This window comes from Pseudomonas sp. TWRC1-2 (genome assembly GCF_049896685.1).
Classification (GTDB): domain Bacteria; phylum Pseudomonadota; class Gammaproteobacteria; order Pseudomonadales; family Pseudomonadaceae; genus Aquipseudomonas.
In genome coordinates, this window is record NZ_JAFCUU010000013.1 from 1 (window position 1) to 22,760 (window position 22,760).

The following is a 22,760-nucleotide window of genomic DNA, read 5'->3' on the forward strand; positions in this document are numbered from 1 at the left end:
GCAGGACGCCGGTTTAGCCGTGTTGGGCCATGGATGGCCCATCGCGGCGGCCCACGCTCCAAAGCCTGCGTGAGGGCACACCGAGCCTAGGCGAGGTGCCGAGTGGTGGGGCAAGAGCCCTTTGGTTACTTTGGGGCTTTTCCAAAGTGACTCGCCGTAAGGGCGAAACCAACCTCAGCCATCACCCAATAACGGATATACACCCCCAGCTCAGCCAACTCACTGACCCACCACCAAGCGCACCAAGCCCGTCGCCTGTCCATGTTCAACGCGCTGATGAAACCCGCCCAACGGCCTGACACCGAGCGCAGTGTTTCAAGTGTTGGAGAATTGCAGCCACCAACGGACGCTGGAAAAACCACAGGCAGCGCTGGCGGGGTTCCACGCACAGGTGAAGACCCGCAACGCCTGAGTGGGCCTGTCAGCGTGGCACAGGAATAAACGCCACGCTGCCGCCCGAACGTTTCTGGAACAGCCGCTCGCCATTGTCCGGCTGCGTGGTGATCACCTGATGATCCGTGCCCAGGTAGGCCAACGGCGTCGGGTCTTCCTTTGAGTATTGCGCGACGATGATCGTGTGCTGCGGGTCAAACCCCTGGCCGCTGGTTTTTTCCAGCCAGGCCATCAGGGCGGCGCTGTCGCCCTGGCGTGGGAAGTCCTGGGTTTCGCTCACGTAGTAAAACGGCTTGCCGCCGTTTTGCAGGTACATCGGCACCTTGTTGTCGACTTCCACCAGCACCATCTGCCACTGATTCCACGGCGCGCTTTTCACCGCCTGGGCGTGCACATCCTCGGCGAATCGGGTGACGCCGCCGTTGCCGGTGGTCCAGGGGTAGACCACGCCCAGCACCAGCAGCAACACGCCGGCGGTGATGCCAAAAGCCTTCCGCCAGCGCGGCCAACGGGCCGGTTGTTGTTGCAGGCGCTCACTCAGCCACCAGGCGGCCAGCAACTGGGCGAAAGGCACCAGGGGCAACACGTAATAACTGCGGCGGCTGCCGCTGGCGGTAAAGAACACAAACAGCAGGCCCAGGCCCCACACCAGCCAGCGCACGTTGGGCGGTGTTTGGCGCCAATGGCGCAGCGCCAGCCACAGGCCAAGCAACCAGCACGGCGCCCAGGGCAGGGTGTAGGCGGGCAGGTAGATCAGGTAGGTATAGATCGGCCCCATGTGGTCGAAGGGATCGAAAAAGCGCACCACGTTTTCCTTGAACACCAGTTCAAGGCCGCTCTCGCCATAGGTGGGGGCCCCGTAAAAGTGGGACAACACGAAGGGAATCGAATAGAACGCCGCCGCGATCAGCATGGCCAGCAGCAGGCGCAGGTTGAGGTGGCGCCGGTAGCGGTGTTCGCTGAGCAGATGCGGCAACAGCACCAGGCCCGGCAACACAAAGCCGATCAAGCCTTTGAACAGCGACGTTGCCGCCAGCAGCAGGAAAAATACCGTGTAGCGTCCCAGCCGCGTGTCATCCGGCCCGCGCCAATACCACCAGACCGCCGACAGCACGCCACACACGGTCAGCACATCGGCCGTGGCCACGCGGGCCCAGAACAGAAAGTAGAAGGTGGTCGCCAGCATCCAGCCGGCAATCAGCCCGGTGCCTTTACGAAACAGGCGCTCGCCGATCAGGTAGACCAGCCAGATGCTCAGCCAGGCCGCGATCACGGACGGCAGGCGCAGCGACCACGGGCCGAGCCCGCCCATCAGGTTGGCACACGCGGTAATCAGCCAATAAGAGGGCAGCGGTTTGTCGTAATACGGTGCGCCCTTGAGGTAGGGGTCGAAGTAGTCACCGCTTTGCAGCATCTGCAGCGCGATGTTGGCCCAGCGGGTCTCCGGCCCCCACAAATCGCGACTGCCCAGGCCCAGCAGCAGGAGTAACGCCGAGACGCCCAGCAGCAGCACCAGCGCGCCGCGTTCGGTTTTCCAGAAATTCATCGGCGGCTCTCACGGTGGGCATCACGTCAAGGAAGTTTGGGATAGATGATCAGCAGCATGGCGCCCTTGCGATAGCGCTGGCCTCCGGGTGGCAGTTGCCCTTCTTCGCGATGTTCACTGGTGCTTCTGACGCGCATCAATACGCCGACCGAGCCTTGTTGGCGGGCTTCGCTCAGCCAGGGCTGAACATTTTCAAAGCTGACTTTGCGGTGCACCGAATCTGCGTATTTGAGGCCATAGCGCAGCTCGCCCTCTGTGTCGTAGAACGCCACATCAGGGCGGCGCAAGCGCCAGGACAAAGCCGAGGCCGAACCCAGTTCATTGCTGATCAAAGCATGGGTTTGTTGCAGTTCATCCAGATGCTCAAGCACGAACTGGTCGGGCATTTCGGTATCGGTGATCTCTTGCGGCATGCCGGCAGGCAGCAGCGCCACCAGCACGCCGATGGCCAGCGCAGGCATGGCCCACAGCGTCATCGGGCGGAAGGCTTGCAGCAGATTTGCCAGGATCCAGCCCAACAGCACGATGAAGGTCAGCGACAGGCTGTACATCTCGGCGTGGCTGTTGCTGTACAACGGTTTGTCGATTTGCAGGTAAATCAGGGTCGCCATCGCGCCGAGGCCGATGGCGAAATTGAACAGGCCGTTAATGCGCAGGCTGCGCGTTTTGCCGCGGTTGATCAGGTCGATCAACGCATGCCCCATCAGCAACGCCAGCGGCAGCAGGCACGGCATGATGTAGGTCGGCAGCTTGCCGTTGCTCAGGCTGAAAAAACCCAGCGGCAGCAGCAGCCACAAGGCCAGAAAAATAATCGCCGGCTGGCCTTTGTCTTTCCAGGCGTTGACCACGGTCGCGGGCAACAGCGCCGCCCATGGCAGGCACGCCACCACCATGATCGGCAGGAAGAACCACCAGGCCCTGGCGTGCTGGGCATTGTTGGAGGAGAAGCGGCGGATGTGCTCGTGCCAGAAGAAGAAGCGCCAGTAGTCCGGTTCCTGCAGATGGATCGCCCACACCCACGGCAGGCACAGCACCACCGCCACCAGGATCGCCAGCGGGCCATAGCGCAACAGTTCACCCAGGCGTCGCTGCCAAAGCATGTACGGCACGGCGATCAGCACCGGCAACAGCCAGGCCAGAAAGCCCTTGGTCATGAACCCCATGGCGCAGGCCACGCCCAGCACTGCCCAGGCGCCGAGCCGGCCGCGTGGGGTACGGCTGTCGAGCGCGAACCACAGAGCAACCAGGCTGAGGTTGACCCACAAGGTGAATTGCGGATCGAGGTTGGAGTAACCCGCTTGCCCTGCCACCAGCCCGAAGCTCATGTACAGCAGGGCACAGGCGAAGCTCTTGCGTGGGTCGTTCCACAGGCGGCGGGCGATGAGGTACGCGAGCAGAACGCTCAGGCCCGTGGTCAAGGCCGAGGCAATGCGCACCCCGAAGAGGTTTTCGCCAAACACCCACTGGCCGATGGCGATCAGCCAATAGCCGGCGGCAGGTTTTTCGAAGTAACGCACGCCCATGAAATGAGGCGCCACCCAGTTGCCGCTCAGCAGCATTTCCTGGCTGATCTGGGCGTAGCGGGTTTCATCCGGGATCCATAAACCGTGCAGCCCCAAGGGCAACAGGTAGAACACGGCGAAGGCCAGCAACAGTAGCGGCAGAGGTTTCAAACGGGTCATCAAAACGTCGCTCCTTGACGTTTAACGGTGGAGTACTGAGGCATGTAAGTAATAGTAGAAAGAGTCACTAAGTTCACTAAGTCACTGAAAATATTCATGACGTCCTGAAGTAACAGGCGCAGTTAAACATGCCAGAAGAGGGCTGTCGGTTTGCTGAACATACAGGTGGGTATATGTAAAAAAGTGTCTAGAGTTGTTTCAGGACGGCGGGCCACGCGGAGTTGTTCATGATGCCCAGGGTCTCGAATTTGCCGTTGGCCTTGACCCGAACGAACAGGGCACTGCCGTACTCGGGAAACGCTGCGCGCGGGTAACCCAGAGTCTTTTCGAAGTCGGCAATACAGCCGCTGTGGGTGACAAATACGAGGTTGCGTCCGGGCTGCTTGTGGCTGAGCAGCTCTTCGCCAATGGCCGCGCCGCAGATCGCCTGCTGCCCGGAGGTCAGTTCGGCATTGCCGAACATGAAGTGTGAGGTCTGGGCCGTGCGCAATGCGGGGCTGGCGAGCACGTCGCTGCCTTCCATGCCGAGTTTGAGGAAGGCCTTGCCCAGTTCTTGCGCGCGTTGGGTGCCGACGATTGTCAGGCCTTCGGGGCCGCCGAAACAGGGGTTTGTCGAGCGGTCGCAGCGCTCTTCATGGCGCACCAGCACGATCAGGTCACCATCGCGCCAGCTGGGCAGCACTTGCGAGCTCAGCAAGCGATTGCCCACGCTCAGGTCACGCGGTGATGAGGGCCACAGCAGGAAGCCGGCGAGCAGCAGCGCGATGACTGCAAGGCCCGCCCACCACTTTCGCAACCACTTGATATAGCCGCGGCGCGAGCGCGGTTTGGTCAGGGTAAGGTCAACCACATCATTCACCATGGGCACTGTACTGCACTGTTTTTATTGAAGTAGGCGCAACGCTTCGACGGATGCCCGAAGTTAAGCAAGAGGCTGTCATAGGGCTGCTGTCTTTTCGCTGAACATCCAGCGGTTAAAAGTGGCCACGGCCGGCAACTAACGAGTTGCCGACCCTTGGCGTGTGGTGGGCAATTTAGTGGGGCGAGGGTAGGCGGGCGGTGAAATCAATGTGAAAAAATTGCGTGGGCGCGACTATGAGCCGTTATTCTCGTTTGCAGTCTTTCACGTGAGCGCTCTTATGTTGCAGGTGCACGGTGTCCTTAAAAGCTACGCCACGCCGCAGGGCCCGCTGACGGTGTTGGCGGGCGTCGATTTGCACCTGGGCGAACGCAGTAGCCTTGCGCTGATGGGCGAGTCGGGCAGCGGCAAAAGCACGCTGCTGCATCTGGTGGCCGGGCTCGACCGCGTGGACGGCGGCAGCATCCAGGTTGGCACACAGCGCCTGGATCAACTGACCGAGGCGCAGCTGGCTCACTGGCGGCGCACCGAAATCGGCCTGGTGTTCCAGCAATTCAACCTGATCGGCAGTTTGCGCGTCGAGGACAACCTGGCGTTCCAGGCGCGGTTGGCAGGGCGCTTTGATCCGCAGTGGCAGGCACAATTGGTGGAGCGCCTGGGGCTGGGTGACTTGCTCAAGCGTTACCCCGAGCAACTGTCCGGCGGTCAGCAGCAACGGGTGGCGGTGGGGCGCGCCCTGGCCTCGCGCCCCGGCTTGCTGCTGGCCGATGAGCCGACCGGCAATCTGGACGAAGCCACCAGCGATGAAGTGTTGCAGTTGCTGTTGGACCTGCTGCGTGACAGCGACACCAGCCTGTTGATGGTCACCCACAGCCCGCGCATCGCAGCGCGCCTGGACCAGCAAGTGATACTGCATCGCGGCCGTGTAGTGCCCGCGGACGCGCGTTGAGATGAGCGTTTTTTATTGGACGTTGCGCGCACTGCTGAGCCATTGGCGGCGTCACCCGGTGCAGTTTTTCAGCGTGTTGACCGGCCTGTGGCTGGCCACCGCACTGTTGACCGGGGTGCAGGCGCTGAACAGCCAGGCGCGGGACAGTTATGCACGCGCCAGTCAATTGATCGGCGGTGAGCCGCAAGCCAGCCTCAGTGCGCCGGACGCTGCCAGCTTCCCTCAGGCGCTGTTTGCCGAGCTGCGCCGTGCCGGGTGGCCGGTATCGCCCGTGGTGCAGGGCCGCTTGCAGCTCAAGGGGCATGAGGACCTGCGCCTGCAACTGATGGGTATCGACCCGCTGTCGTTGCCCGGCGGCGGCGCAGTGGCGGGGCAGCGGTTGAGCCAGGCGCAAATGATCGCGTTTTTCAACCCGCCGGGGCGTACCTGGATCGCACCGCAAACCCTGGCGGCCCTGGGGTTGCATGAGGGCGAGCAACCGCTGACCGCGAGCGGGCAAGCCTTGCCACCGTTGCAGGTTCAGCAGGACATGGCTCCGGGCCTGTTGCTGACCGATATCGGTTTTGCCCAACCGCTGCTGGGCATGCCGGGGCAGCTGTCGCGCCTGCTGCTGGACAAAGCCTTTGCCGCCGGTCATCCCACGCCACCGGCCGCGCTGCAACTCAAGCAGGGTGAAGACAACAACCTCGCGCGCCTCACCGAAAGCTTTCATTTGAACCTCGACGCGTTGGGCTTTTTATCCTTTGTGGTGGGGCTGTTTATTGTCCACGCCGCGATCGGCCTGGCGCTGGAACAACGGCGCGGGTTATTGCGTACGTTGCGCGCCTGCGGGGTCAGCGCGCGCATGCTGATCCTCAGCCTGGGCGTCGAGCTCGGCGTGTTGTCGTTGCTCGGCGGTGTGCTCGGTGTCGCCAGCGGGTATCTGTTGGCGAGCCTGCTGCTGCCGGATGTCGCCGCAAGTTTACGTGGGCTGTACGGCGCCGAGGTGCCGGGCCAGTTGAGCCTCAGCCCGTGGTGGTGGATGGCCGGGCTGGGCCTGAGCCTCGTCGGCGCGCTGCTGGCCGGCGGCAGCAGCCTGTGGCGGGCGGCGCGCTTGCCGCTGCTGGCACTGGCCAATGCCCAGGCCTGGCATGACGCGCACGCGCGCTGGTTGCGACGCCAGGGTTGGGTGGCGGCTACCGCGCTGGTCATCGCACTGCTGGCGCTAGGGTTGGGCGACAGCCTGGCGGCCGGTTTTGTGTTGATGGCCGCCTTGCTGCTGGGCGCGGCACTCGGTTTGCCAGTGGTGCTCAATGGGCTGCTGACGGCGGTGCTCGGGCGTAGCCGCTCCGTGCTCGGCCAGTGGTTTCTTGCCGACTGTCGCCAGCAGTTGCCGGCCTTGAGCCTGGCGCTGATGGCTTTGCTGCTGGCCCTGGCGGCGAATATCGGCGCGGGCTCCATGACCTCGGGCTTTCGCCAGACCTTCAATAACTGGTTGGAGCAGCGCCTGACGGCGGAGCTGTACCTCAACCCGCAAAACCCGGCTCAGGCCGAGCAACTCGCGACGTGGTTGGCGCAGCAACCCTTGGTGCAGGCGGTGCTACCGACCTGGCAGGTTGCTGTGCAACTGCAGGGCTGGCCGGCGGATGTGTTCGGCGTGGTCGACGACCCAACCTACCGCCAGCACTGGCCGTTGCTGGAGGCGGCAAGCACGCCTTGGGACCAGTTGCTGCAAGACGACACGGTCATGCTCAGCGAACAATTGGCGAGGCGCTTGAAGGTGCAGTTGGGCGATGCCGTCGCGATTCCCACGCCTCAGGGGCTCTGGTCGCCCAAGGTGGTGGGGATTTACGCCGACTACGGCAACCCCAAAGGCCATCTGCTGGTCAATTCGCAGCACCTGCTGGCGCATTGGCCGACGCTGACACCGGCCCGCTTCAACCTGCGGGTGCAGCCGCAACACGTGCCAACGCTGGTGCGCGAGGTGCAGCGCACGTTTGCCCTGGATGACAGCCGCATCGTCGATCAGCAACAACTCAAAGGCTGGTCGAGCCAGGTGTTTGAACGCACCTTCGCCGCCACCGCCGCCTTGAACAGCCTGACCCTCGGCGTGGCCGGCGTGGCGCTGTTTATCAGCCTGCTGACCCAGAGCCAGAGCCGGCTGGGCCAACTCGCGCCCCTGTGGGCGCTGGGCGTGACGCGTCGGCAATTGATGTTGCTCAACCTGGGCCAGACCTGGCTGTTGGCGGTGCTGACCCTGGTGCTGGCGTTGCCGCTGGGCCTGGTGCTGGCGTGGTGCTTGGACGCGGTGATCAACGTGCAGGCATTCGGCTGGCGCCTGCCATTGCAGGTGTTCCCGTGGCAGCTTGCTCAGTTGTTGGGGTTGGCGCTGCTGGCCACCTTGCTGGCCTCGGCCTGGCCGTTGTGGCAGTTGTACCGCAGTCGCCCGGCGGATTTGCTGAGGACGTTTGCCAATGAAGATTAAAGCGTGGTTGTGGGCCGCCTTGCTGTTGCTGGCCGCGTGCGACAAAGCCCCCGCGCCGCCGGAGAGCTTCGCCGGCCTGGGCAGCGATGCGGCGGACTTTGCTCAGGTGGTGCCCGGCAAGGTCTTCAGTTTTCCCGAGGACCATGGCCCCCATGACGGCTTTCGCATTGAGTGGTGGTACGTCACCGCTAACCTCAAGGACGCCCAGGGCAATGTGTTCGGCGTGCAATGGACGCTGTTTCGCAACGCGTTGAAGGCGGGGCCGACGCAACCCGGCTGGCACGACTCCACGATCTGGCTCGGCCACGCCGCTGTCACCTCTGCCACTCACCATTACGCTGCCGAACGCTACGCGCGTGGCGGGATCGGTCAGGCCGGCGCCCAGGCGGTGCCGTTCAACGCCTGGATCGACGACTGGAATTTCACTACCCGCCCCGGCGCCGCAAGCCCTCTGGCGCAGATCCAACTCAAGGCCGGCGGCGCGCAATTTGCCTACGACCTGCACCTGACCTCCAGCCGCCCACTGGTGCTGCAAGGTGACAACGGCTACAGCCGCAAATCCGATCAGGGCCAGGCGTCGTACTACTACAGCCAGCCGTTTTTCAACGCGACCGGCACTGTCAGCATCGACGGCATCACCTATCAGGTCAGCGGCCCAGCGTGGCTCGACCGTGAATGGAGCAGCCAACCACTGGCGGCCAGTCAGACCGGCTGGGACTGGTTTTCCCTGCACCTGGATCGCGGCGAGCAGTTGATGCTGTTTCGCGTTCGGCAAACAGACGGCGCGGGCTATCTCACCGGCACCTGGATTGATCAACAGGGCCGCACCGAGACGCTGCACAACGCCGATATCCAGCTCACGCCACTGACCACCACCGCAATCGACGGGCGCCACATTCCGACGCGCTGGTCACTGAAAATCCCCGGCAAGCATCTGGATATCACCCCCCAGGCCGTCAACCCGAAGGCCTGGATGAACCTGAGCATTCCGTACTGGGAAGGGCCGGTGCAGTTTGAGGGCGGGGTGGGGTATCTGGAAATGACCGGGTATTAACGCGCCTTTGTGCAGGCGCTTTTTCTCTGTCAGGTAGGCAAGTTCCCAATGTGAATGCGCGCCCCTGGACTTGTGTCCGGGCCGTATTGGCGTGTCTGGTAAGCCGACGGCCTGTGTTGGATCGGTTCAAACCGAGCGTGAAAAAACCCATAAAAGTACTGTACATATATACAGTCATGTTCTACATTCCATCCCAGGTGACCGGATGTCACCGATCACCTGAGCTTCAATTTTTTAACTATGGATGGATAAAAAATGAAACCGACAAAAGCCCTTATGCTGGGCGCGGCCATGATGGCCTCCTGCTTTATTTCGGCCTCTGCCCTGGCCGAGCCAACCCTTTCGATACTCACCCCCGGTACGGTCAACCAAGGCGTGATCGATGCGCTGAAACCGGGTGGCACGCTGACGCCCGTGCCGATCCCGGACGAGCTGCTGCAAAAGCTGCTGGACGCCAAAAACGGCAAGGTAAAACCCGCTGGCAAGGCGGCCAAATCCGCACCGTTCAACACTGCCATCGGCGAGCTGAAAAAGCCGAGCCAGGCCAACCTGAAAAGTGCTGCCGTCGCCGCCTTTGAGCCGCTGTTTCCGACCCTGGATATCAACACCCTCTACACCATCGACCAGGTGCAAACAGGCCAGGAGTTTCCCTACCACTTCAACCTGCCGCACAACGCCCGTGTATTGGTGCAGTTGATCAACCAGAGCGCGGGCGCCGATATGTCGCTGAGCCTGTTCCGCGATGACGGCCAGGGCAACCCGCAATTGATCGATACGTCCGATAACCCAGGCAATGCCGATGAATACCTGGACGGCATCCTGCCAGCGGGCGATTACTACTGGTTCATGGTGGCCAAGACCGCCACCAACGCGCAGTTCAGTTTTGGTGTGGCGGTGGACACCAACATCGACGCCTTTGAGCCCAACGACACACCGGAAAATGCCTTTGCGCTGCCGGACTCGATGAACAAGGTGACCGGCAACCTCGACAACGCCAGTGACGTTGATTACTTCGACTTCAAGGCGGTGCGCGGCCAAAGCGTGAGCATGTACCTGGCGGGTGATGAAAATGGCAGCCGCAACCAGTGGCTCTTCGAGCGCTTCGACGGTGCCAACTGGGTCACCGTGCCGGCCGGTTCCACGTCGACCTACCCGAGCGTCACGCCGGGCACCACCGTCAAGGTGCGCGTACGTGCCAACCCGGGCGTGGCACAGGACCCGGCCAAGCAGTACGCCTTGAGCCTTGGCTCTACGCCACGGTTGAATGCGTCGGATGTGAAGGGCGACAACATCGTGCGGGTGCCGGCCTCGATATTCTGGATGGCGACCCAGGCCGCGCGCACGTTGAACTGGACCACCAACTGGTCCGACTCCACGGGCGCGCCTCTGTTGGGGGTTACGCCAGTGCTGCGCGTTGACAAGCGCTTTGTGGGCGCCGAGTACCACTGGACCGACTTCAAGGCCAGCACCAACAGCGCCGGCACCTCCCTGGCCAGCGCCGCGCTCGGTGAATGCTTCGGCGATTACCGCGTGCAATACCCGGACAGCAGCACCGGCGTGAAATACAACTGGGACACCACCTTCAACTTCGGCGGCTGGCGTATCGAGCTGGACGAGTTCCCCGGTGTGGGGGTGGGCGGTGACAATGTGGCGTACGTGACCTTCGGGCACATCTGCACCCAGGACATCATCCACTGATCCATTGACGCAAGCATGAAGGGGCAGTCCATCCGGGCTGCCCTTTTCATTCGCGGGCCAGTGCCTGCTTCAGTGGCAGGCGCGCCATGCTCGTGCTCTTCAACGAGCCCAGGTACAACCAGTCGCCGTATTCACGCGCGGTGGTGATGGGCGAGTAATTGCCCGAGCTGCCATCCTGCAAGTTGGCGATGACCTTGCCGTCGGTGTCCAGCCCCAGCACAAAAGCTTTGCGCTCAATGGGCTTGGGCACCACCATCAGCGCCCGTACCATCACCTTGCGCAGCAACGGATAGCCGGCGAAGCCATCCAGCAACGGGTTGCGCGGCGAATACAGCGCGACCCAGAAGCGATCGCTGCCGTTGAAGCTGAGGTTGTCCGGCAGGCCTGGCAAATTGTCGATAAACAGGTCGTGGCTACCCACGTGCTCACCCTTGAGCCAGTAGCGGCTGATGCGGTAGGCGCCGGTTTCGTTCACCAGCACATAGTTCTCATCCGGCCCCAGCGCCACACCGTTGGCAAATTGCAGCTGGTCAAGCAACACCTCGGTGAGGCCGGTGGCAAAGTCATAGCGCAACAGCCGACCATCGCCGCCATGTTCAATCACGGCTTCACCATCCTGGCCATAGCCCCAGCGACTTGACGCGTCACTGAAATAGGCAAAACGCCCGCTGGCGTCGACCGTCACGTCATTGGTAAAGCCAAACGGCAAGCCGTTCGCGCTGCTGCTCAGCGGCGTGAGTTGCCGATTGGTATCCAGCGCGAGCAAGCCCTTGACCCCATCGGCAATGATCAAACGCCCATCCGGGTGCAACGCCAGGCCAAGCGGGCGTCCGCCGGTATTGGCCAATACTTCCAGGATGTGGCTGTCGGGCGATGTTCGGATGATGCGCCCGTCCTGCAGGCCACTGATCAGAAACCCCTGGGCATCCAGCAACAAGGCCTCGGGCCCGGCGATGTCCGAGGCGCCGATTCTTTGCACCGCCTTGAGCCGCTGATTCTCGGCGTAGGTGCCGTCCGTCATCGAGGGCGCCTTGGGCGGGGCCCAGTTCACCGGTTGTACCTGGGTGGGCATCAGCAGCAGAAAGGCGATCAGCGCAAGCGATACAACGAATAGCCCATGGCGAAGATGTTGACGGCGGTGGCTCATGACTGTTCCTGGTTGTCGTGGGCGTTCGGTTCCCAGTGCAGAGTGCCGAACAGGTAATCCATCAGCGGCAGGACGATATTGAAATTGCGCCCCTGCATCAGTTCGCGGCGGTGGTGCAGCGCGTGCAATTGGTGCATCTGGCGGATCCACGGCAGGCGTGCCACGCGGTGGTTGGCAGGCAGGTGTTCGCAGGCGTGGAACACCTCGTAGAGCAAGTAACCGAGGATCATGCAGCCGGCAAACAGCCCGGCGATGTTGGGGCTCAGCTGCTTGAGCATCCACCAGGCGGGGAGGGTGATGGCCAGGCTGTGCAGCACGATCAGCCACGCCGGGAACAGGATCACGCGCCAGTCCCGAGGGCTGTCGTAGGTCATGTGGCCGGGCGTGAAGAAACTGTGATGGTCGCCGGTGTGCCGCGCATAAAACAGTCGGGCGAGGGTGTGTTTGTGATGGCCGAGGTGGCGGTGCACGAGGTAGATGCACAGGTTGAAGAACACCAGGGTCAGGGGCACCGTCAGCCACTGCAGCGGGGTGATGTGTTCGGTGGAGGACCAGGCGAGGGTGATGCAGAAAATGCCATAGCCGAGGACGAAACCGGCGTGCAGCCATGGGTGGTAATGGCGGCTTATGGCCGCGCGATAACGGGTGCGGAAGGTCTCGGTAGGGTGGGCCATGGCGGTCAGCTCGGTATTTTTTTGTTGGAGGCTGAGCTTAGTTGCTGGTGGGGAATGTGCGAGTTTTTGCGCAGTACACCGATCAAAATGTGGGAGCGGGCTTGCTCGCGAAAGCGGTGTGTCAGTCAGCTCATGTGTCACTGACCCACCGCATTCGCGGGCAAGCCCACTCCCACAATTTGACCGAGTTCAGCCGCCACCACCGCACTGCTTTGCTTTTCTGTGGGAGCTGGCTTGCCTGCGATGCAGGCACCTCGGTGTGTCAGGCATAACCAATAGATGCCATCGCAGGCAAGCCAGCTCCCACCTTTGACCGAGTACAAACGAAACCCATCTACCTGATGCATAGAGATCCAAATGTGGGAGCGGGCTTGCCCGCGAATGCGGTGGGTCAGTCAGCTCATGTGTCACTGGCCCACCGCCTTCGCGAGCAAGCCAGCTCCCACATTTGATTGAGTTCAGCTCTCAGGATCAGGTCGGCTGTCAGGCCGCCTCGGTTTTGCTTCTACCACTCAGGTCGGCTACTAGGCCGCTGTGCTCTGCTTTTTGATCTTGATCTTAGGCGCCCGGTTAAACCGCGCTGGCCGAGTGGTGGGGCAAGAGTCCTTGGGTTACTTTGGGGCTTTTTTTCCAAAGTGACTCGCCGTAAGGGCGAAACCAACCTCAGCCATCACCCAATAACGGATACGCCCCCAAAACCCCCCACCGCTAATAGCATCCCAGCGAAAAGCCGCCTGATCGTTATTGAATACCGACGGACCAGCTCTGTGTGGTCTGGTCCTCGTGGCGCGGCTCCAGGTCATCTTCATACTGGCAACGCGGGCCCTTGCAGTGGTAGTCGAAGGTCACCGGCGCCTGGGTCTTGATGGGGAACAACGATTTGGCCGTCGCCGGTGCAGCCTGTGGCGCGGCCTCGGTGACGGGCGCTTCGTAGGTCAAATCCAGCGTTGCAGCGTGGGCCACGATGGGCAGGAGGGCGAGCACTGCACTCGCCAGAACGGTCCTTGTAAATAGCATCTGAAACAATCCGCGCAACAAAAAATGAAGCGCGAATTATAAGCCAGGCGCAACCGCCGATGCACACCGCAGTCCGCGGTCGAACGCCGCAGTTCAGAACACCCGAGGTGCCTCAAGGTGTTCCGTGGGGAACGCATGGGCATAGGCCTGACACACCCGCAGCACCTGCTCATCGGCAAACCGCGCGCCCACCACATGCAGCCCCACCGGCAAGCCATTCGCCGCCAACCCACACGGCACCGACGCCGCCGGTTGCTGGGTGAGATTGAAGGGATAGGTAAACGGCGTCCACTCCATCCATTCGTTCAGGCCCGAACCCGGTGGTACGTTGTGCCCCGCCTCGAACGCAGTGATGGGCATCATCGGCGACACCAGCACGTCGTAATGCTCATGAAACGCCGCCATCCGCGCCACCAGTGCCGCGCGGGCTTCGAGGGCGTCGTTGAAGTCGCGCAGGCTCAGCTGTTCGCCGCGTTGCGCGATACGCAGTAGGCCAGGGTCGAGCAGCTGTTTTTGCGCCTCGCTCATCGTGCTGGTCAGGCGGGCGGCGCCGGCGGCCCATAAGGTGCTGAACACCTCCAGCGGGTCACTGAAACCCGGGTCGATCTGCTCGACATGCGCGCCCAGTTGCACCAACCCTTGCACGGCTTGGGCGACGACGTTGGCCACCTGCGGGTCGACATCCACATAACCGAAGGTCGGGCTGTAGGCCACACGCAAGCCTTGCAAATTCGCACCCGGCTTGAGCCACGGTGTGGTCCGTGGCGCACCGATCAGGCCATCGCGCGCATCCGGCTGCGCGACGGTTTGCAGCATCAGCACGGTGTCTTCCACCGTGCGCGTCATCGGCCCCAGGTGCGACAGAATCGTCATCGAGCTGGCCGGCCACTGCGGTATGTAGCCGAAGGTCGGCTTGATGCCGAAGGTGCCGGTGAACGCACACGGAATGCGGATCGAGCCACCGGCATCGCTGCCCTGGTGCAGCACGCCCAGGTTCAACGCCGCCGCCGCGCCCGCGCCACCGGACGAGCCGCCTGCGGTGGTGCGGGTGTCCCACGGGTTGCGGGTGATGCCGTACAACGGGTTGTCGGTGACGCCTTTCCAGCCGAATTCCGGGGTGGTGGTTTTGCCCAGCAGCACCGCACCGGCCTTGCGCATCAGGGCCGAGAAGGGCGCATCCACGTCCCACGGCCCGTCGGCGGAGGTGGTGCGTGAACCCTTGCGGGTGGGCATGCCAAGGGTCAGCGTCAGGTCTTTGATCGAAGCGGGCACGCCGTCCAGCGCGCCGCAGGGTTGGCCTTTGAGCCAGCGTTGTTCCGAGGCGCGCGCAGCGCTCAAGGCACCCTCAGGATCGACATGGCAGTAGGCGTTCACCACCGGGTTGTAGCGCTCGATACGCAGCAAAGCATCTTCGGTGACCTCCACCGGCGACAGGCTTTTGTCGCGAAAATGCTGCAGCAGTTGCACTGCTGTCAGTTGGCCCATCTCACTCATGTCAGGTCCCCCTGCGCCGCGTTGACCATGGCGCGCAGCAGCACCGCGCAGCCTGCTGCCAGGTCATCCGGCGCGGCGTTTTCGATTTCGTTATGGCTGATGCCGCCTTCGCACGGTACAAAGATCATCCCGGCCGGGCCGAGTTCGGCGACGAAAATCGCGTCATGCCCGGCACCGCTGACGATGTCCATATGGCTCAAGCCCAAGGCCGTTGCGCCGTCACGCACGGCGTTGACGCAGGCCGGGGCGAAATCCAGCGGCGGGAAGTCGGCGGTGGGCGTCAGCGCAAACGTCAATCCGTGGCGTGCAGCCGTGGCTTCAATCACGCCGCGCACTTCATCGACCATGGCTTGCAACCTGTCGGCGTGCAGGTGGCGCAGGTCGATGGTCATGTGCACCTGGCCGGGAATCACATTGCGCGAGCCTGGGTGCACGCTCAGGCAACCGACCGTGCCGCAGGCGTGTGGCTGTTGCTGATGGGCGATACGGTTGACCGCGCTGACGACTTCGGCGGCGCCGACCAGGGCGTCCTTGCGCAGGTGCATGGGCGTGGGGCCGGCGTGGGCTTCGACACCGGTGAGGGTCAGGTCGAACCACTTCTGGCCCAGGCAACCCATGACCACGCCAATGGTGGTGGCCTGGTCTTCCAGCACCGGGCCTTGTTCGATATGCGCCTCGAAATACGCGCCTACCGGGTGGCCAAGCACCGCGCGCGAACCGGCGTAGCCGATGCGCTGTAGTTCGGCGCCCACCGACAGGCCGTGCTCGTCCTGTTTGTCGAGGGTTTCCTGCAAGTCGAACTGACCGGCGAACACCCCGGAGCCCATCATGCACGGCGGAAAACGCGAGCCTTCTTCGTTGGTCCACACCACCACCTCGATCGGTGCTTGGGTTTCAATGCCAAGGTCATTCAAGGTGCGGATCACTTCCAGCCCGGCCATCACGCCGTAGCAGCCGTCGAACTTGCCACCCGTGGGCTGGGTGTCGATATGGCTGCCGGTCATCACTGGGGGCAGGGCGGGATTGCGCCCGGCACGCCGGGCAAAAATATTGCCGATGGCGTCAACACTGACGCTGCACCCAGCTGCCTCGCACCAGTGCACGAACAGGTCGCGGGCCTGGCGGTCGAGGTCGGTGAGCGCCAGGCGGCACACGCCGCCTTTGACGGTGGCGCCCAGTTGGGCCAGGTCCATCAGCGATTGCCACAGGCGGTCGCGGTTGATCAGCGGGGCGTTGCTCTTGAGCGGTTGCGCAAAACTATTCATGGGCACTCTCCGGTCAGGCACTCAGGGCCAAATAACGGTTCTTGATGCTTGGGTCGGCGCGGAAGGCAGCGGCGCTGCCCTCGTACACCACGCGGCCCTGTTCGAGCACGTAATGGCGGTCGGCGAGCTTGTCGCAGACCATCAGGTTCTGTTCCACCAGCAGCACGGGCAGGCCGTCGTCCTTGACCTTGCGCAGGATTTTCACCAGTTCGTCGACGATCACCGGCGCGAGGCCTTCGGTGGGTTCATCGAGGATCAGCAGCTTGGGGTCGTTGAGCAGCGCGCGGGCGATGGCGAGCATCTGTTGCTCACCGCCGGACAACGCGTGGCCGGCGTTTTTGCGGCGTTCCTTGAGGCGCGGGAACATGCCGTACACGTCGTCCAGCTGCCAGCGGCTGGTCTTGCGCACGGCGATGCGCAGGTTTTCTTCGACGCTCAGCAGGCGGAAAATCCCGCGGTTCTCCGGCACCAGCGCCAAGCCCTGGCGGGCGATTTCGAAGATCTTCTGGCCCACCAGCGCCTGGCCGTTGAAGTGAATCTGGCCCTGGCGCGGGCAGATAATCCCGAGGATGCTGCGCAGCGTGGTGGTCTTGCCGGCGCCATTGCGGCCGAGCAGGGTCACCAGCTCGCCGGGGTTGACGGTCAGCGACACGCCTTCGAGTACGTGGCTTTTGTCGTAGTAGGAATGGATATTCTCGACGATCAGCATCAGGCGGCCTCTCCCAGGTAAGCAATGCGCACGCGTTCATCGGCGCGCACGAATTCCGGCGTGCCTTCCACCAGGATCTGCCCGTGGCTCATCACGGTGATGCGTTGGCTGATGGACATGACGATGCTCATGTTGTGTTCGATCAACAGCACCGTGTGGTCGCGGCCGAGGTCGCTGATCAACTGGGTCATGATCGGGATGTCATCGATGCCCATGCCCGAGGTGGGCTCGTCGAGCATCAACAGTTTTGGCTTGGAGCAGATCGACATGCCGACTTCCAGCACACGCTGCTGGCCGTGGGACAACTCGCCGGCCAGGGTGTCGGCGCGGCTCGTGAGTTGCAGGCGTTCGAGTACCTGGTCGGCCATTTCCAGGTGCTCGCGCTTGCTGTCGACGCGGCGCCAGAAGTTCAGGGCGCGCGCTCCGTCGCGGCCCTGGGCGGCCAGGCGCAGGTTCTCGCGCACGCTGAGGTTCTGGAACAGACTGGTGAGCTGAAACGAACGCGCCATGCCCAGGCCGACGCGGGCGTGGGCAGGTTTGCGCATCAGGTTCTGGCCATCGAAATGAATCGCCCCGCCAGTGGCCTGGCGTTCGCCGGTCAGGCAGTGAAACAGGCTGGTCTTGCCGGCGCCGTTGGGGCCGATGATGGTGTGGATGGTGCCGGTTTCGACCTTGAGGTTGACGCCGTTCACCGCGTGGAACGCACCGTAGGCCAGTTCCAGGTTCTTGGTTTCCAGCAGGATGCTCATGACAGCTTCTCCTTGGTCACAACGTCGGCCTTGCGGCTGCCGCGTACGCGTTCGAACAGTGACGACAGCCCGCCCCACAGACCGCCGCGCATGAAGATCACCACCAGAATCAGGATGATGCCGAGCAGCATCAGCCAGCGCGGCCACAGGTCGGAGAGAAAGTCGCCCAGCAGCACAATGGAACCGGCGCCCAGCAACGAGCCGAACAGCGAACCGGTGCCGCCGACGATGGTCATGATCAGGATGTTCTCGGACATCGCCAGGTCGATGTTCGACAGCGGCACAAAGTGCAGCAGCATCGCGTACAGCGCCCCGGCGATGCCGGTGACGGCGCCGGACAGCACAAACACCAGGATCTTGAAGTGGCGCGTGTCGTAGCCGATGGCCGAGGCGCGGGTTTCGTTTTCGCGGATGGCCATCAAGGTGCTGCCGAACGGCGAGGCGATGACCCGGCGTGCGCCGATGAAGATCAACAGGAACAGCACCGCGACAAAGCCATAGAACGCGCGGGCGTCGGCCAGCGACAGCAGCACGGTGTCACCGAGGCGGATTTCCGGGCGCGGCACGCTGAGCAGACCGTTGTCACCGCCGGTCCAGTCGCTCAGGGTGTAGGCGACGAAGTAGGCCATCTGGCTGAACGCCAGGGTCAGCATCACGAAGTAGATGCCGGTGCGCCGGATTGCCAGGGCGCCCACCAGCAGCGCGAGGAAACCACCCGCCACGGCGGCGCCGAGCAGGGCAGGGAACAGGCCCAGTTGCAGGTGGATCATCAACAGTGCAGCGCAATAGGCGCCGGCGCCGAAAAAGATGCCTTGGCCGAACGACAACAGCCCGGTGTAGCCCAGCAGCAGGTTGCAGGCCAGGGCGGCCATGGCAAAGATCAGGATCTCGGTGGCCAGGGTCGCCGAAGGCAATATCAACGGCAAACCGATCAGTACCGCCAGAACCCACAGCAACATCGCTTTTGATTGGGTCTTGGCAAACGGCAGGGGATTTTTCTCGCTCATGTCAGGCTCTCCCAAACAGGCCGTAAGGGCGTACCAGAATCACCACGGCCATCGCGCCGTAGATCATCAGGCTCGCGCCTTGGGGCCAAAGTGTGGTCATCAGGCTTTGCACCACGCCCACCAGCAGACCGCCAACCAGCGCACCACTGAACGAGCCCATGCCGCCGATCACCACCACCACGAACGCCACGCCGAGAATCTCCGGGCCGACGAAGGGCTGGGCGCCGCGCAAGGGCGCAAACAGCACGCCGGCGACGCCGGCCAGGGCTACGCCGAGGGCGAAGGTCATCGAGAACAGGCGGAAGATATTGGTGCCCAGCAGCGACACGGTTTCGGTGCTTTCACTGCCGGCGCGCACCAGGGCGCCGAAGCGCGTGCGCTCCAGCAGCAGCCACAGGCCCAGGCCGACCAGCCCGGAAAACACAATGAGAAACAGGCGGTAGTAGGGGTAGACGAAGTCGCCGACCACCAGCACGCCGCGCAGCAGTTCCGGCACGGCGACGCTTTTGCCCACCGGGCCCCAGATCATCACGCTGGCTTCCTGGATGATCAGCGCGATACCCAGCGTCACCAGGATCTGGAACATGTGCGGCAAGTGATAAATGCGCTGGATCAACAGTCGCTCGATCACCCAGGCCAGCGCGGCCACCACCAGCGGCGCGATCAGCAGCGCCAGCCAGAAGCTACCGGTAAGGCTCACGGCGGTGTAGCAGATGTAGGCGCCCAGCAGGAAGAACGCGCCGTGGGCGAAGTTGACGAAGTTGAGCAGGCCGAAAATGATTGTCAGCCCGACCGCGATCAGGAAGTAGATCATCCCCAGCCCAAGGCCGTTGAGGATCTGGAACAGGTAAAGGTTAAGCATGCAGGAACCCTCTGACAGGCGGCCGCGCGGGCGGCCCTGTCGTGTACAACCGGTGATGGTTTAGCGGATCAGCCGAGCACGCAGCCCGTGGCTTCCACCGGCGGGAACGACTGGCCGGCACTGAGCACTTTGGCCAGGTCGTCCTTGTCGGCCATGTCGCCGGCGGCTTTGCCGATCATCAGGTAGTAATCCTTGATCACCTGATGGTCGCCGGCGCGGATCGATTCCTTACCGGTGGGGCCTTCAAAACTCAGGCCCTGCATGGCCTTGGCTACCGTCGGCCCGTCGAAGCTGCCGGTGGCAATGATGGTGTCGAGCATGACCTTGGTGCTGATGTAGTCGGCGGCCAGCGGGTAGGTGGGGTTGATGCCGTATTTGGCCTGGGTCAGCTTGACCAGTTCACGGTTGAGCGGGCTGTCGACCTGGTGCCAGTACTGCGCGCCGAGGTACACACCTTCGAGCACATCGCTGCCCAGTTCCTGGAATTGGTCGAGGCCGGCGGACCACACCAGCAGCACTTTCATGCGCTCCTTGATGCCGAAGTTCACCGCCTGGCGCAGGGTGTTGGATGACTGGCTGCCGAAGTTGAGCAGCACCAGCACGTCGGGTTTGGCGGCGATGGCGTTGGTCAGGTAGCCGGAGAATTCCTGCTCCTGCAGCGAGTGATAGCTGTTGCCGACGTGTTCCAGGCCGTTTTCCTTGAGCACGTTTTTGGCGCCTTCGAGCAAGGCTTCGCCAAACACGTACTGCGGGGTGATGGTGTACCAGCGCTTGGCGTCCGGCAGCAGCTTGATCAGCGGCACCAGGGTTTCGCGGATCGCGCCGTAGGTGGGCACCGACCAGCGGAAAGTCGCACTGTTGCAGTCCTTGCCGGTCACCTCATCGGCGCCCACCGGGGTCATGAACACGCCGCCGACCTTGCTGACTTCCTTGGCCACCGCCAGGGCCGATGACGACAGCGTGCAGCCCTGGAAGAACCGTGCGCCGTCCTGCTGGATCGCCTCCTGGACCTTGCGCACCGCCTTGCCGGCGTTGCCTTCGGTGTCGATGACCTTGTAGTTGAGCGGGCGGCCGAGGATCTCGGGGTGTTGTTCCACCGCGAGCCGCGAACCCATGTCGGCAAACTTACCATAGCTGGCAAAGGCGCCAGACATGGACTTGAGGCCGTAAAAGGTGAAGGGTTCGGCGGCGAATGCAGAGCGCACGCCCAGCGGAAGGCTGAGGGCGGCGGCTGCGGTAAGACTGGCTTTCAACAACGTACGACGCTGCATGGGGTGACTCCCTGGTTTAGTTATTGGCAGGAGCGGCAATGGCGATACGGTGGAGCAAGGGCCTGTGGGCAGGCCTGTTATTGGATGATTGGCTACAACGGGTTTAACTCGGTCAACGGTGGGCGCTGGCTTGCCTGCGATAGCATCGACTCAGTTCAACTGATCCACCGAGGTGTCTGCATCGCAGGCAAGCCAGCTCCCACTTTGATTGGGTTTGCACAGGTGGACCTGTGGTGTTTTTAAGAGTGATCGAACTCCAATAGAAAGTGCGGGCTGACCTCGCCTTCAAGGGCGGTCATATGGTGTTCGGCGTCGCACATGTGTTCATGCATCAAGCTGCGCACCGCGCGTTCATCGCCGGCACGAAAGGCAATCAGCAACTGCTTGTGATAGTCGAGGTTGGCGGCGTCGAACTGCTTGCGCTTGGGCTTGTAGGCTTTTTTCAGCACCACCAGATCGCGCAGCAAATCGTTGAGAAACTGCGCCATGAAACTCAGCAACGGGTTGGGGCAGGCCTTGGCCAGCAGGTTGTGGAACTCCAGCTCCGCCAGGCGCTGTTCGCGCTGGCCGGCCTCGCTGTCCTCCGGCGCGCTGCACAAATCCACGTTGTCTTGCAGGGCCTGATAGTCGTCCTCGCTCAAGCGTCCGAGCACCGACACTGCCAGTTCCACTTCGATGACCTTGCGCAGCTGGTACACCTGCTCGCCGTCCAGGTGCTGAAAATGCAGGTAGTTGCGCAACGCACGGCTGGCGGGCTCGGTGCCGGCCTGGTTCAGATACGCACCGCCACTGGGACCGGTGCGCGTACTCACCAGGCCTTCCACTTCCAGCGCTTTGAGCGCTTCACGGGCCGAGCCTTTGGAACACTGGAAGCTTTCCATCAACTCGCGCTCGGTGGGCAGGCGGTCGCCGGGTTTCAAGGCATCGGTGACGATAGAGCGCTTGACCGACTCGACAATCACATCGGAGAGCTTCTGGCGTTTGCGTCGCAACGGGCGGCTGAGCATGGGCGTCTATTGATCCTATTAATGCGGATTAATAGCACTTAATAACGATTGGTCGAGAGCGTCAACGCAGGGTGTCGTTTTCGGCGCGAAGAGGTCGTAATCGCAGTGATTATTCCCAGCGGCCGGGGTCGAGACAGCGCGTAGAGGGAGGCGGCTGTTGGCCGTTGACCAGAAAATCCGCGACCCAGCGGTTGACGCACCCGGCTGCGACGGCGTCGGGCCGGGATGATTCCTTGAGCAACAATTGCTCGACGCCAGAGGTGGCGGGTTCCGCGTGCCCGGCGTTGACCAAGACCATGCGCGCGACGCGTTCGGTAAACAGCGCGGCGTACCGGCTGCCAAGTCGGGTGGCCTGGGCATTGCCAATGAAGTTGAGCCGCGCCTCGCCGAGTTGTTCGCGCACAAACTCCATATCGCGTGCGGCCTGTTCCACACCGGTTTCCTGGCTCAGGTCGCGGGGGCTCAGTTCGATCACGTCATAACGGTTGGTCAGGGTGCAATAGGCCGCCGTGGCGTAGGACTCCCAGCGGCTGACCAGTTTGAGGACGAAGGTTGCGCCCTGGCCCTTTTGCGGCTCGCCGGCCTGAATGAACACCACACCCTCGCGGCTCAGCGGTTGCCGGGCGCCGACACGGGTCAGGGCCAGGCGCACAGTGCCACGCTTGGGCGCGGCGTGGTCACGGGGCACGCTGACGCTGCCGCATTGGGTGCGCTCCAGCACCTCAGGGTCCGGCCGTTCAAAGGCAGGGAAGGGACAATCCAGCAGCCAGTCGATCGCCGTGGGCGCGATCAGAGGCTCGGCAAAAGCCCGGCTTGCCATCAGCCAGAGGCAGACGCACGCCAGGCTTTTTACAACAACGCTGGGTTTCATCAAGAGGGTCCGGGCAGCCGTTTGAAGACGGCTTTTTTACCA

Annotated in this window: 19 protein-coding genes; 4 read left to right on the forward strand and 15 right to left on the reverse strand. The window is 62.8% G+C overall.

The annotated features are described in order from the left end of the window. Positions 1 to 421: 421 nt before the first annotated feature. The 3 genes from ACP7B3_RS27330 to ACP7B3_RS27340 all read right to left on the reverse strand — a co-directional run bounded on the left by ACP7B3_RS27330 (position 422) and on the right by ACP7B3_RS27340 (position 4,483). Complete coding sequence (locus ACP7B3_RS27330) at positions 422 to 1,939, reverse strand: ArnT family glycosyltransferase (RefSeq protein WP_426182300.1); 1,518 nt, start codon at positions 1,937 to 1,939, stop codon at positions 422 to 424. A gap of 26 nt (positions 1,940 to 1,965) precedes the next feature. Then, positions 1,966 to 3,621, reverse strand: coding sequence for a lipid IV(A) 4-amino-4-deoxy-L-arabinosyltransferase (gene arnT, locus ACP7B3_RS27335; protein ID WP_426182303.1), 1,656 nt, complete (start codon positions 3,619 to 3,621; stop codon positions 1,966 to 1,968). A 187-nt stretch (positions 3,622 to 3,808) separates the two neighbouring features. Further along, positions 3,809 to 4,483: a histidine phosphatase family protein gene (locus tag ACP7B3_RS27340; RefSeq protein WP_242199521.1), complete on the reverse strand. Its 675-nt coding sequence runs from the start codon at positions 4,481 to 4,483 to the stop codon at positions 3,809 to 3,811. A gap of 277 nt (positions 4,484 to 4,760) precedes the next feature. Here ACP7B3_RS27340 and ACP7B3_RS27345 point away from each other — a divergent pair, with 277 nt between their 5' ends. The 4 genes from ACP7B3_RS27345 (at position 4,761) to ACP7B3_RS27360 (ending at position 10,645) form a co-directional block, all read left to right on the forward strand. Next, positions 4,761 to 5,429: an ABC transporter ATP-binding protein gene (locus ACP7B3_RS27345; protein ID WP_426182306.1), complete on the forward strand. Its 669-nt coding sequence runs from the start codon at positions 4,761 to 4,763 to the stop codon at positions 5,427 to 5,429. A gap of 1 nt (position 5,430) precedes the next feature. After that, on the forward strand, positions 5,431 to 7,893 hold the full coding sequence (locus ACP7B3_RS27350; protein WP_426182309.1) for an FtsX-like permease family protein: 2,463 nt from the start codon (positions 5,431 to 5,433) through the stop codon (positions 7,891 to 7,893). After that, on the forward strand, positions 7,883 to 8,947 hold the full coding sequence (locus ACP7B3_RS27355; RefSeq protein ID WP_426182312.1) for a lipocalin-like domain-containing protein: 1,065 nt from the start codon (positions 7,883 to 7,885) through the stop codon (positions 8,945 to 8,947). The genes ACP7B3_RS27350 and ACP7B3_RS27355 overlap by 11 nt, the downstream gene beginning before the upstream one ends. Positions 8,948 to 9,202: 255 nt before the next feature. Next, on the forward strand, positions 9,203 to 10,645 hold the full coding sequence (locus tag ACP7B3_RS27360; RefSeq protein WP_426182314.1) for a hypothetical protein: 1,443 nt from the start codon (positions 9,203 to 9,205) through the stop codon (positions 10,643 to 10,645). A gap of 46 nt (positions 10,646 to 10,691) precedes the next feature. Here the strand turns inward: ACP7B3_RS27360 and ACP7B3_RS27365 are convergent, their stop codons facing one another. The 12 genes from ACP7B3_RS27365 to ACP7B3_RS27420 form a co-directional block, all read right to left on the reverse strand. Beyond that, positions 10,692 to 11,792 carry an SMP-30/gluconolactonase/LRE family protein gene (locus ACP7B3_RS27365; protein ID WP_426182317.1) on the reverse strand — a complete coding sequence of 367 codons (1,101 nt, stop codon included), beginning with the start codon at positions 11,790 to 11,792 and terminating at the stop codon, positions 10,692 to 10,694. Continuing rightward, positions 11,789 to 12,466, reverse strand: a complete 678-nt coding sequence (locus ACP7B3_RS27370; protein ID WP_426182320.1) for a sterol desaturase family protein — start codon at positions 12,464 to 12,466, stop codon at positions 11,789 to 11,791. Before ACP7B3_RS27370 ends, ACP7B3_RS27365 begins: the two co-directional genes overlap by 4 nt. 741 nt (positions 12,467 to 13,207) lie before the next feature. Then, complete coding sequence (locus ACP7B3_RS27375) at positions 13,208 to 13,450, reverse strand: hypothetical protein (protein WP_426182323.1); 243 nt, start codon at positions 13,448 to 13,450, stop codon at positions 13,208 to 13,210. 126 nt (positions 13,451 to 13,576) lie between these two features. After that, the gene (locus ACP7B3_RS27380; RefSeq protein ID WP_426182326.1) at positions 13,577 to 14,977 is read right to left on the reverse strand and encodes an amidase; all 1,401 of its coding nucleotides are present in this window, start codon (positions 14,975 to 14,977) and stop codon (positions 13,577 to 13,579) included. Further along, positions 14,974 to 16,242: a Zn-dependent hydrolase gene (locus ACP7B3_RS27385; protein WP_262209216.1), complete on the reverse strand. Its 1,269-nt coding sequence runs from the start codon at positions 16,240 to 16,242 to the stop codon at positions 14,974 to 14,976. Before ACP7B3_RS27385 ends, ACP7B3_RS27380 begins: the two co-directional genes overlap by 4 nt. 13 nt (positions 16,243 to 16,255) lie before the next feature. Continuing rightward, on the reverse strand, positions 16,256 to 16,951 hold the full coding sequence (locus ACP7B3_RS27390) for an ABC transporter ATP-binding protein (RefSeq protein WP_145163701.1): 696 nt from the start codon (positions 16,949 to 16,951) through the stop codon (positions 16,256 to 16,258). Further along, entirely contained in the window at positions 16,951 to 17,700 is a 750-nt protein-coding gene (locus ACP7B3_RS27395) for an ABC transporter ATP-binding protein (protein WP_426182330.1), read from the reverse strand. The genes ACP7B3_RS27390 and ACP7B3_RS27395 overlap by 1 nt, the downstream gene beginning before the upstream one ends. Further along, entirely contained in the window at positions 17,697 to 18,707 is a 1,011-nt protein-coding gene (locus ACP7B3_RS27400; protein ID WP_145163705.1) for a branched-chain amino acid ABC transporter permease, read from the reverse strand. Before ACP7B3_RS27400 ends, ACP7B3_RS27395 begins: the two co-directional genes overlap by 4 nt. 1 nt (position 18,708) lies before the next feature. Further along, positions 18,709 to 19,569 (reverse strand): branched-chain amino acid ABC transporter permease, encoded by an 861-nt coding sequence (locus ACP7B3_RS27405; RefSeq protein WP_003215751.1) that lies wholly within the window; start codon positions 19,567 to 19,569, stop codon positions 18,709 to 18,711. 68 nt (positions 19,570 to 19,637) lie between these two features. After that, complete coding sequence (locus ACP7B3_RS27410; RefSeq protein WP_416363078.1) at positions 19,638 to 20,840, reverse strand: ABC transporter substrate-binding protein; 1,203 nt, start codon at positions 20,838 to 20,840, stop codon at positions 19,638 to 19,640. Positions 20,841 to 21,079: 239 nt separating this feature from the next. Continuing rightward, positions 21,080 to 21,847: a FadR/GntR family transcriptional regulator gene (locus ACP7B3_RS27415; RefSeq protein WP_242199274.1), complete on the reverse strand. Its 768-nt coding sequence runs from the start codon at positions 21,845 to 21,847 to the stop codon at positions 21,080 to 21,082. A gap of 109 nt (positions 21,848 to 21,956) precedes the next feature. Further along, positions 21,957 to 22,718, reverse strand: a complete 762-nt coding sequence (locus tag ACP7B3_RS27420; RefSeq protein ID WP_426182335.1) for an alpha/beta fold hydrolase — start codon at positions 22,716 to 22,718, stop codon at positions 21,957 to 21,959. Between the last annotated feature and the right edge of the window lie 42 nt (positions 22,719 to 22,760).

Coding starts and splice junctions, on each gene's coding strand:
- ACP7B3_RS27330 (WP_426182300.1), bottom strand. CDS start 1,939: ATGAATTTCTGGAAAACCGAACGCGGCGCGCTGGTGCTGCTGCTGGGC.
- arnT (WP_426182303.1), bottom strand. CDS start 3,621: ATGACCCGTTTGAAACCTCTGCCGCTACTGTTGCTGGCCTTCGCCGTG.
- ACP7B3_RS27340 (WP_242199521.1), bottom strand. CDS start 4,483: ATGGTGAATGATGTGGTTGACCTTACCCTGACCAAACCGCGCTCGCGC.
- ACP7B3_RS27345 (WP_426182306.1), top strand. CDS start 4,761: ATGTTGCAGGTGCACGGTGTCCTTAAAAGCTACGCCACGCCGCAGGGC.
- ACP7B3_RS27350 (WP_426182309.1), top strand. CDS start 5,431: ATGAGCGTTTTTTATTGGACGTTGCGCGCACTGCTGAGCCATTGGCGG.
- ACP7B3_RS27355 (WP_426182312.1), top strand. CDS start 7,883: ATGAAGATTAAAGCGTGGTTGTGGGCCGCCTTGCTGTTGCTGGCCGCG.
- ACP7B3_RS27360 (WP_426182314.1), top strand. CDS start 9,203: ATGAAACCGACAAAAGCCCTTATGCTGGGCGCGGCCATGATGGCCTCC.
- ACP7B3_RS27365 (WP_426182317.1), bottom strand. CDS start 11,792: ATGAGCCACCGCCGTCAACATCTTCGCCATGGGCTATTCGTTGTATCG.
- ACP7B3_RS27370 (WP_426182320.1), bottom strand. CDS start 12,466: ATGGCCCACCCTACCGAGACCTTCCGCACCCGTTATCGCGCGGCCATA.
- ACP7B3_RS27380 (WP_426182326.1), bottom strand. CDS start 14,977: ATGAGTGAGATGGGCCAACTGACAGCAGTGCAACTGCTGCAGCATTTT.
- ACP7B3_RS27385 (WP_262209216.1), bottom strand. CDS start 16,242: ATGAATAGTTTTGCGCAACCGCTCAAGAGCAACGCCCCGCTGATCAAC.
- ACP7B3_RS27390 (WP_145163701.1), bottom strand. CDS start 16,951: ATGCTGATCGTCGAGAATATCCATTCCTACTACGACAAAAGCCACGTA.
- ACP7B3_RS27395 (WP_426182330.1), bottom strand. CDS start 17,700: ATGAGCATCCTGCTGGAAACCAAGAACCTGGAACTGGCCTACGGTGCG.
- ACP7B3_RS27400 (WP_145163705.1), bottom strand. CDS start 18,707: ATGAGCGAGAAAAATCCCCTGCCGTTTGCCAAGACCCAATCAAAAGCG.
- ACP7B3_RS27405 (WP_003215751.1), bottom strand. CDS start 19,569: ATGCTTAACCTTTACCTGTTCCAGATCCTCAACGGCCTTGGGCTGGGG.
- ACP7B3_RS27410 (WP_416363078.1), bottom strand. CDS start 20,840: ATGCAGCGTCGTACGTTGTTGAAAGCCAGTCTTACCGCAGCCGCCGCC.
- ACP7B3_RS27415 (WP_242199274.1), bottom strand. CDS start 21,847: ATGCTCAGCCGCCCGTTGCGACGCAAACGCCAGAAGCTCTCCGATGTG.
- ACP7B3_RS27420 (WP_426182335.1), bottom strand. CDS start 22,718: ATGAAACCCAGCGTTGTTGTAAAAAGCCTGGCGTGCGTCTGCCTCTGG.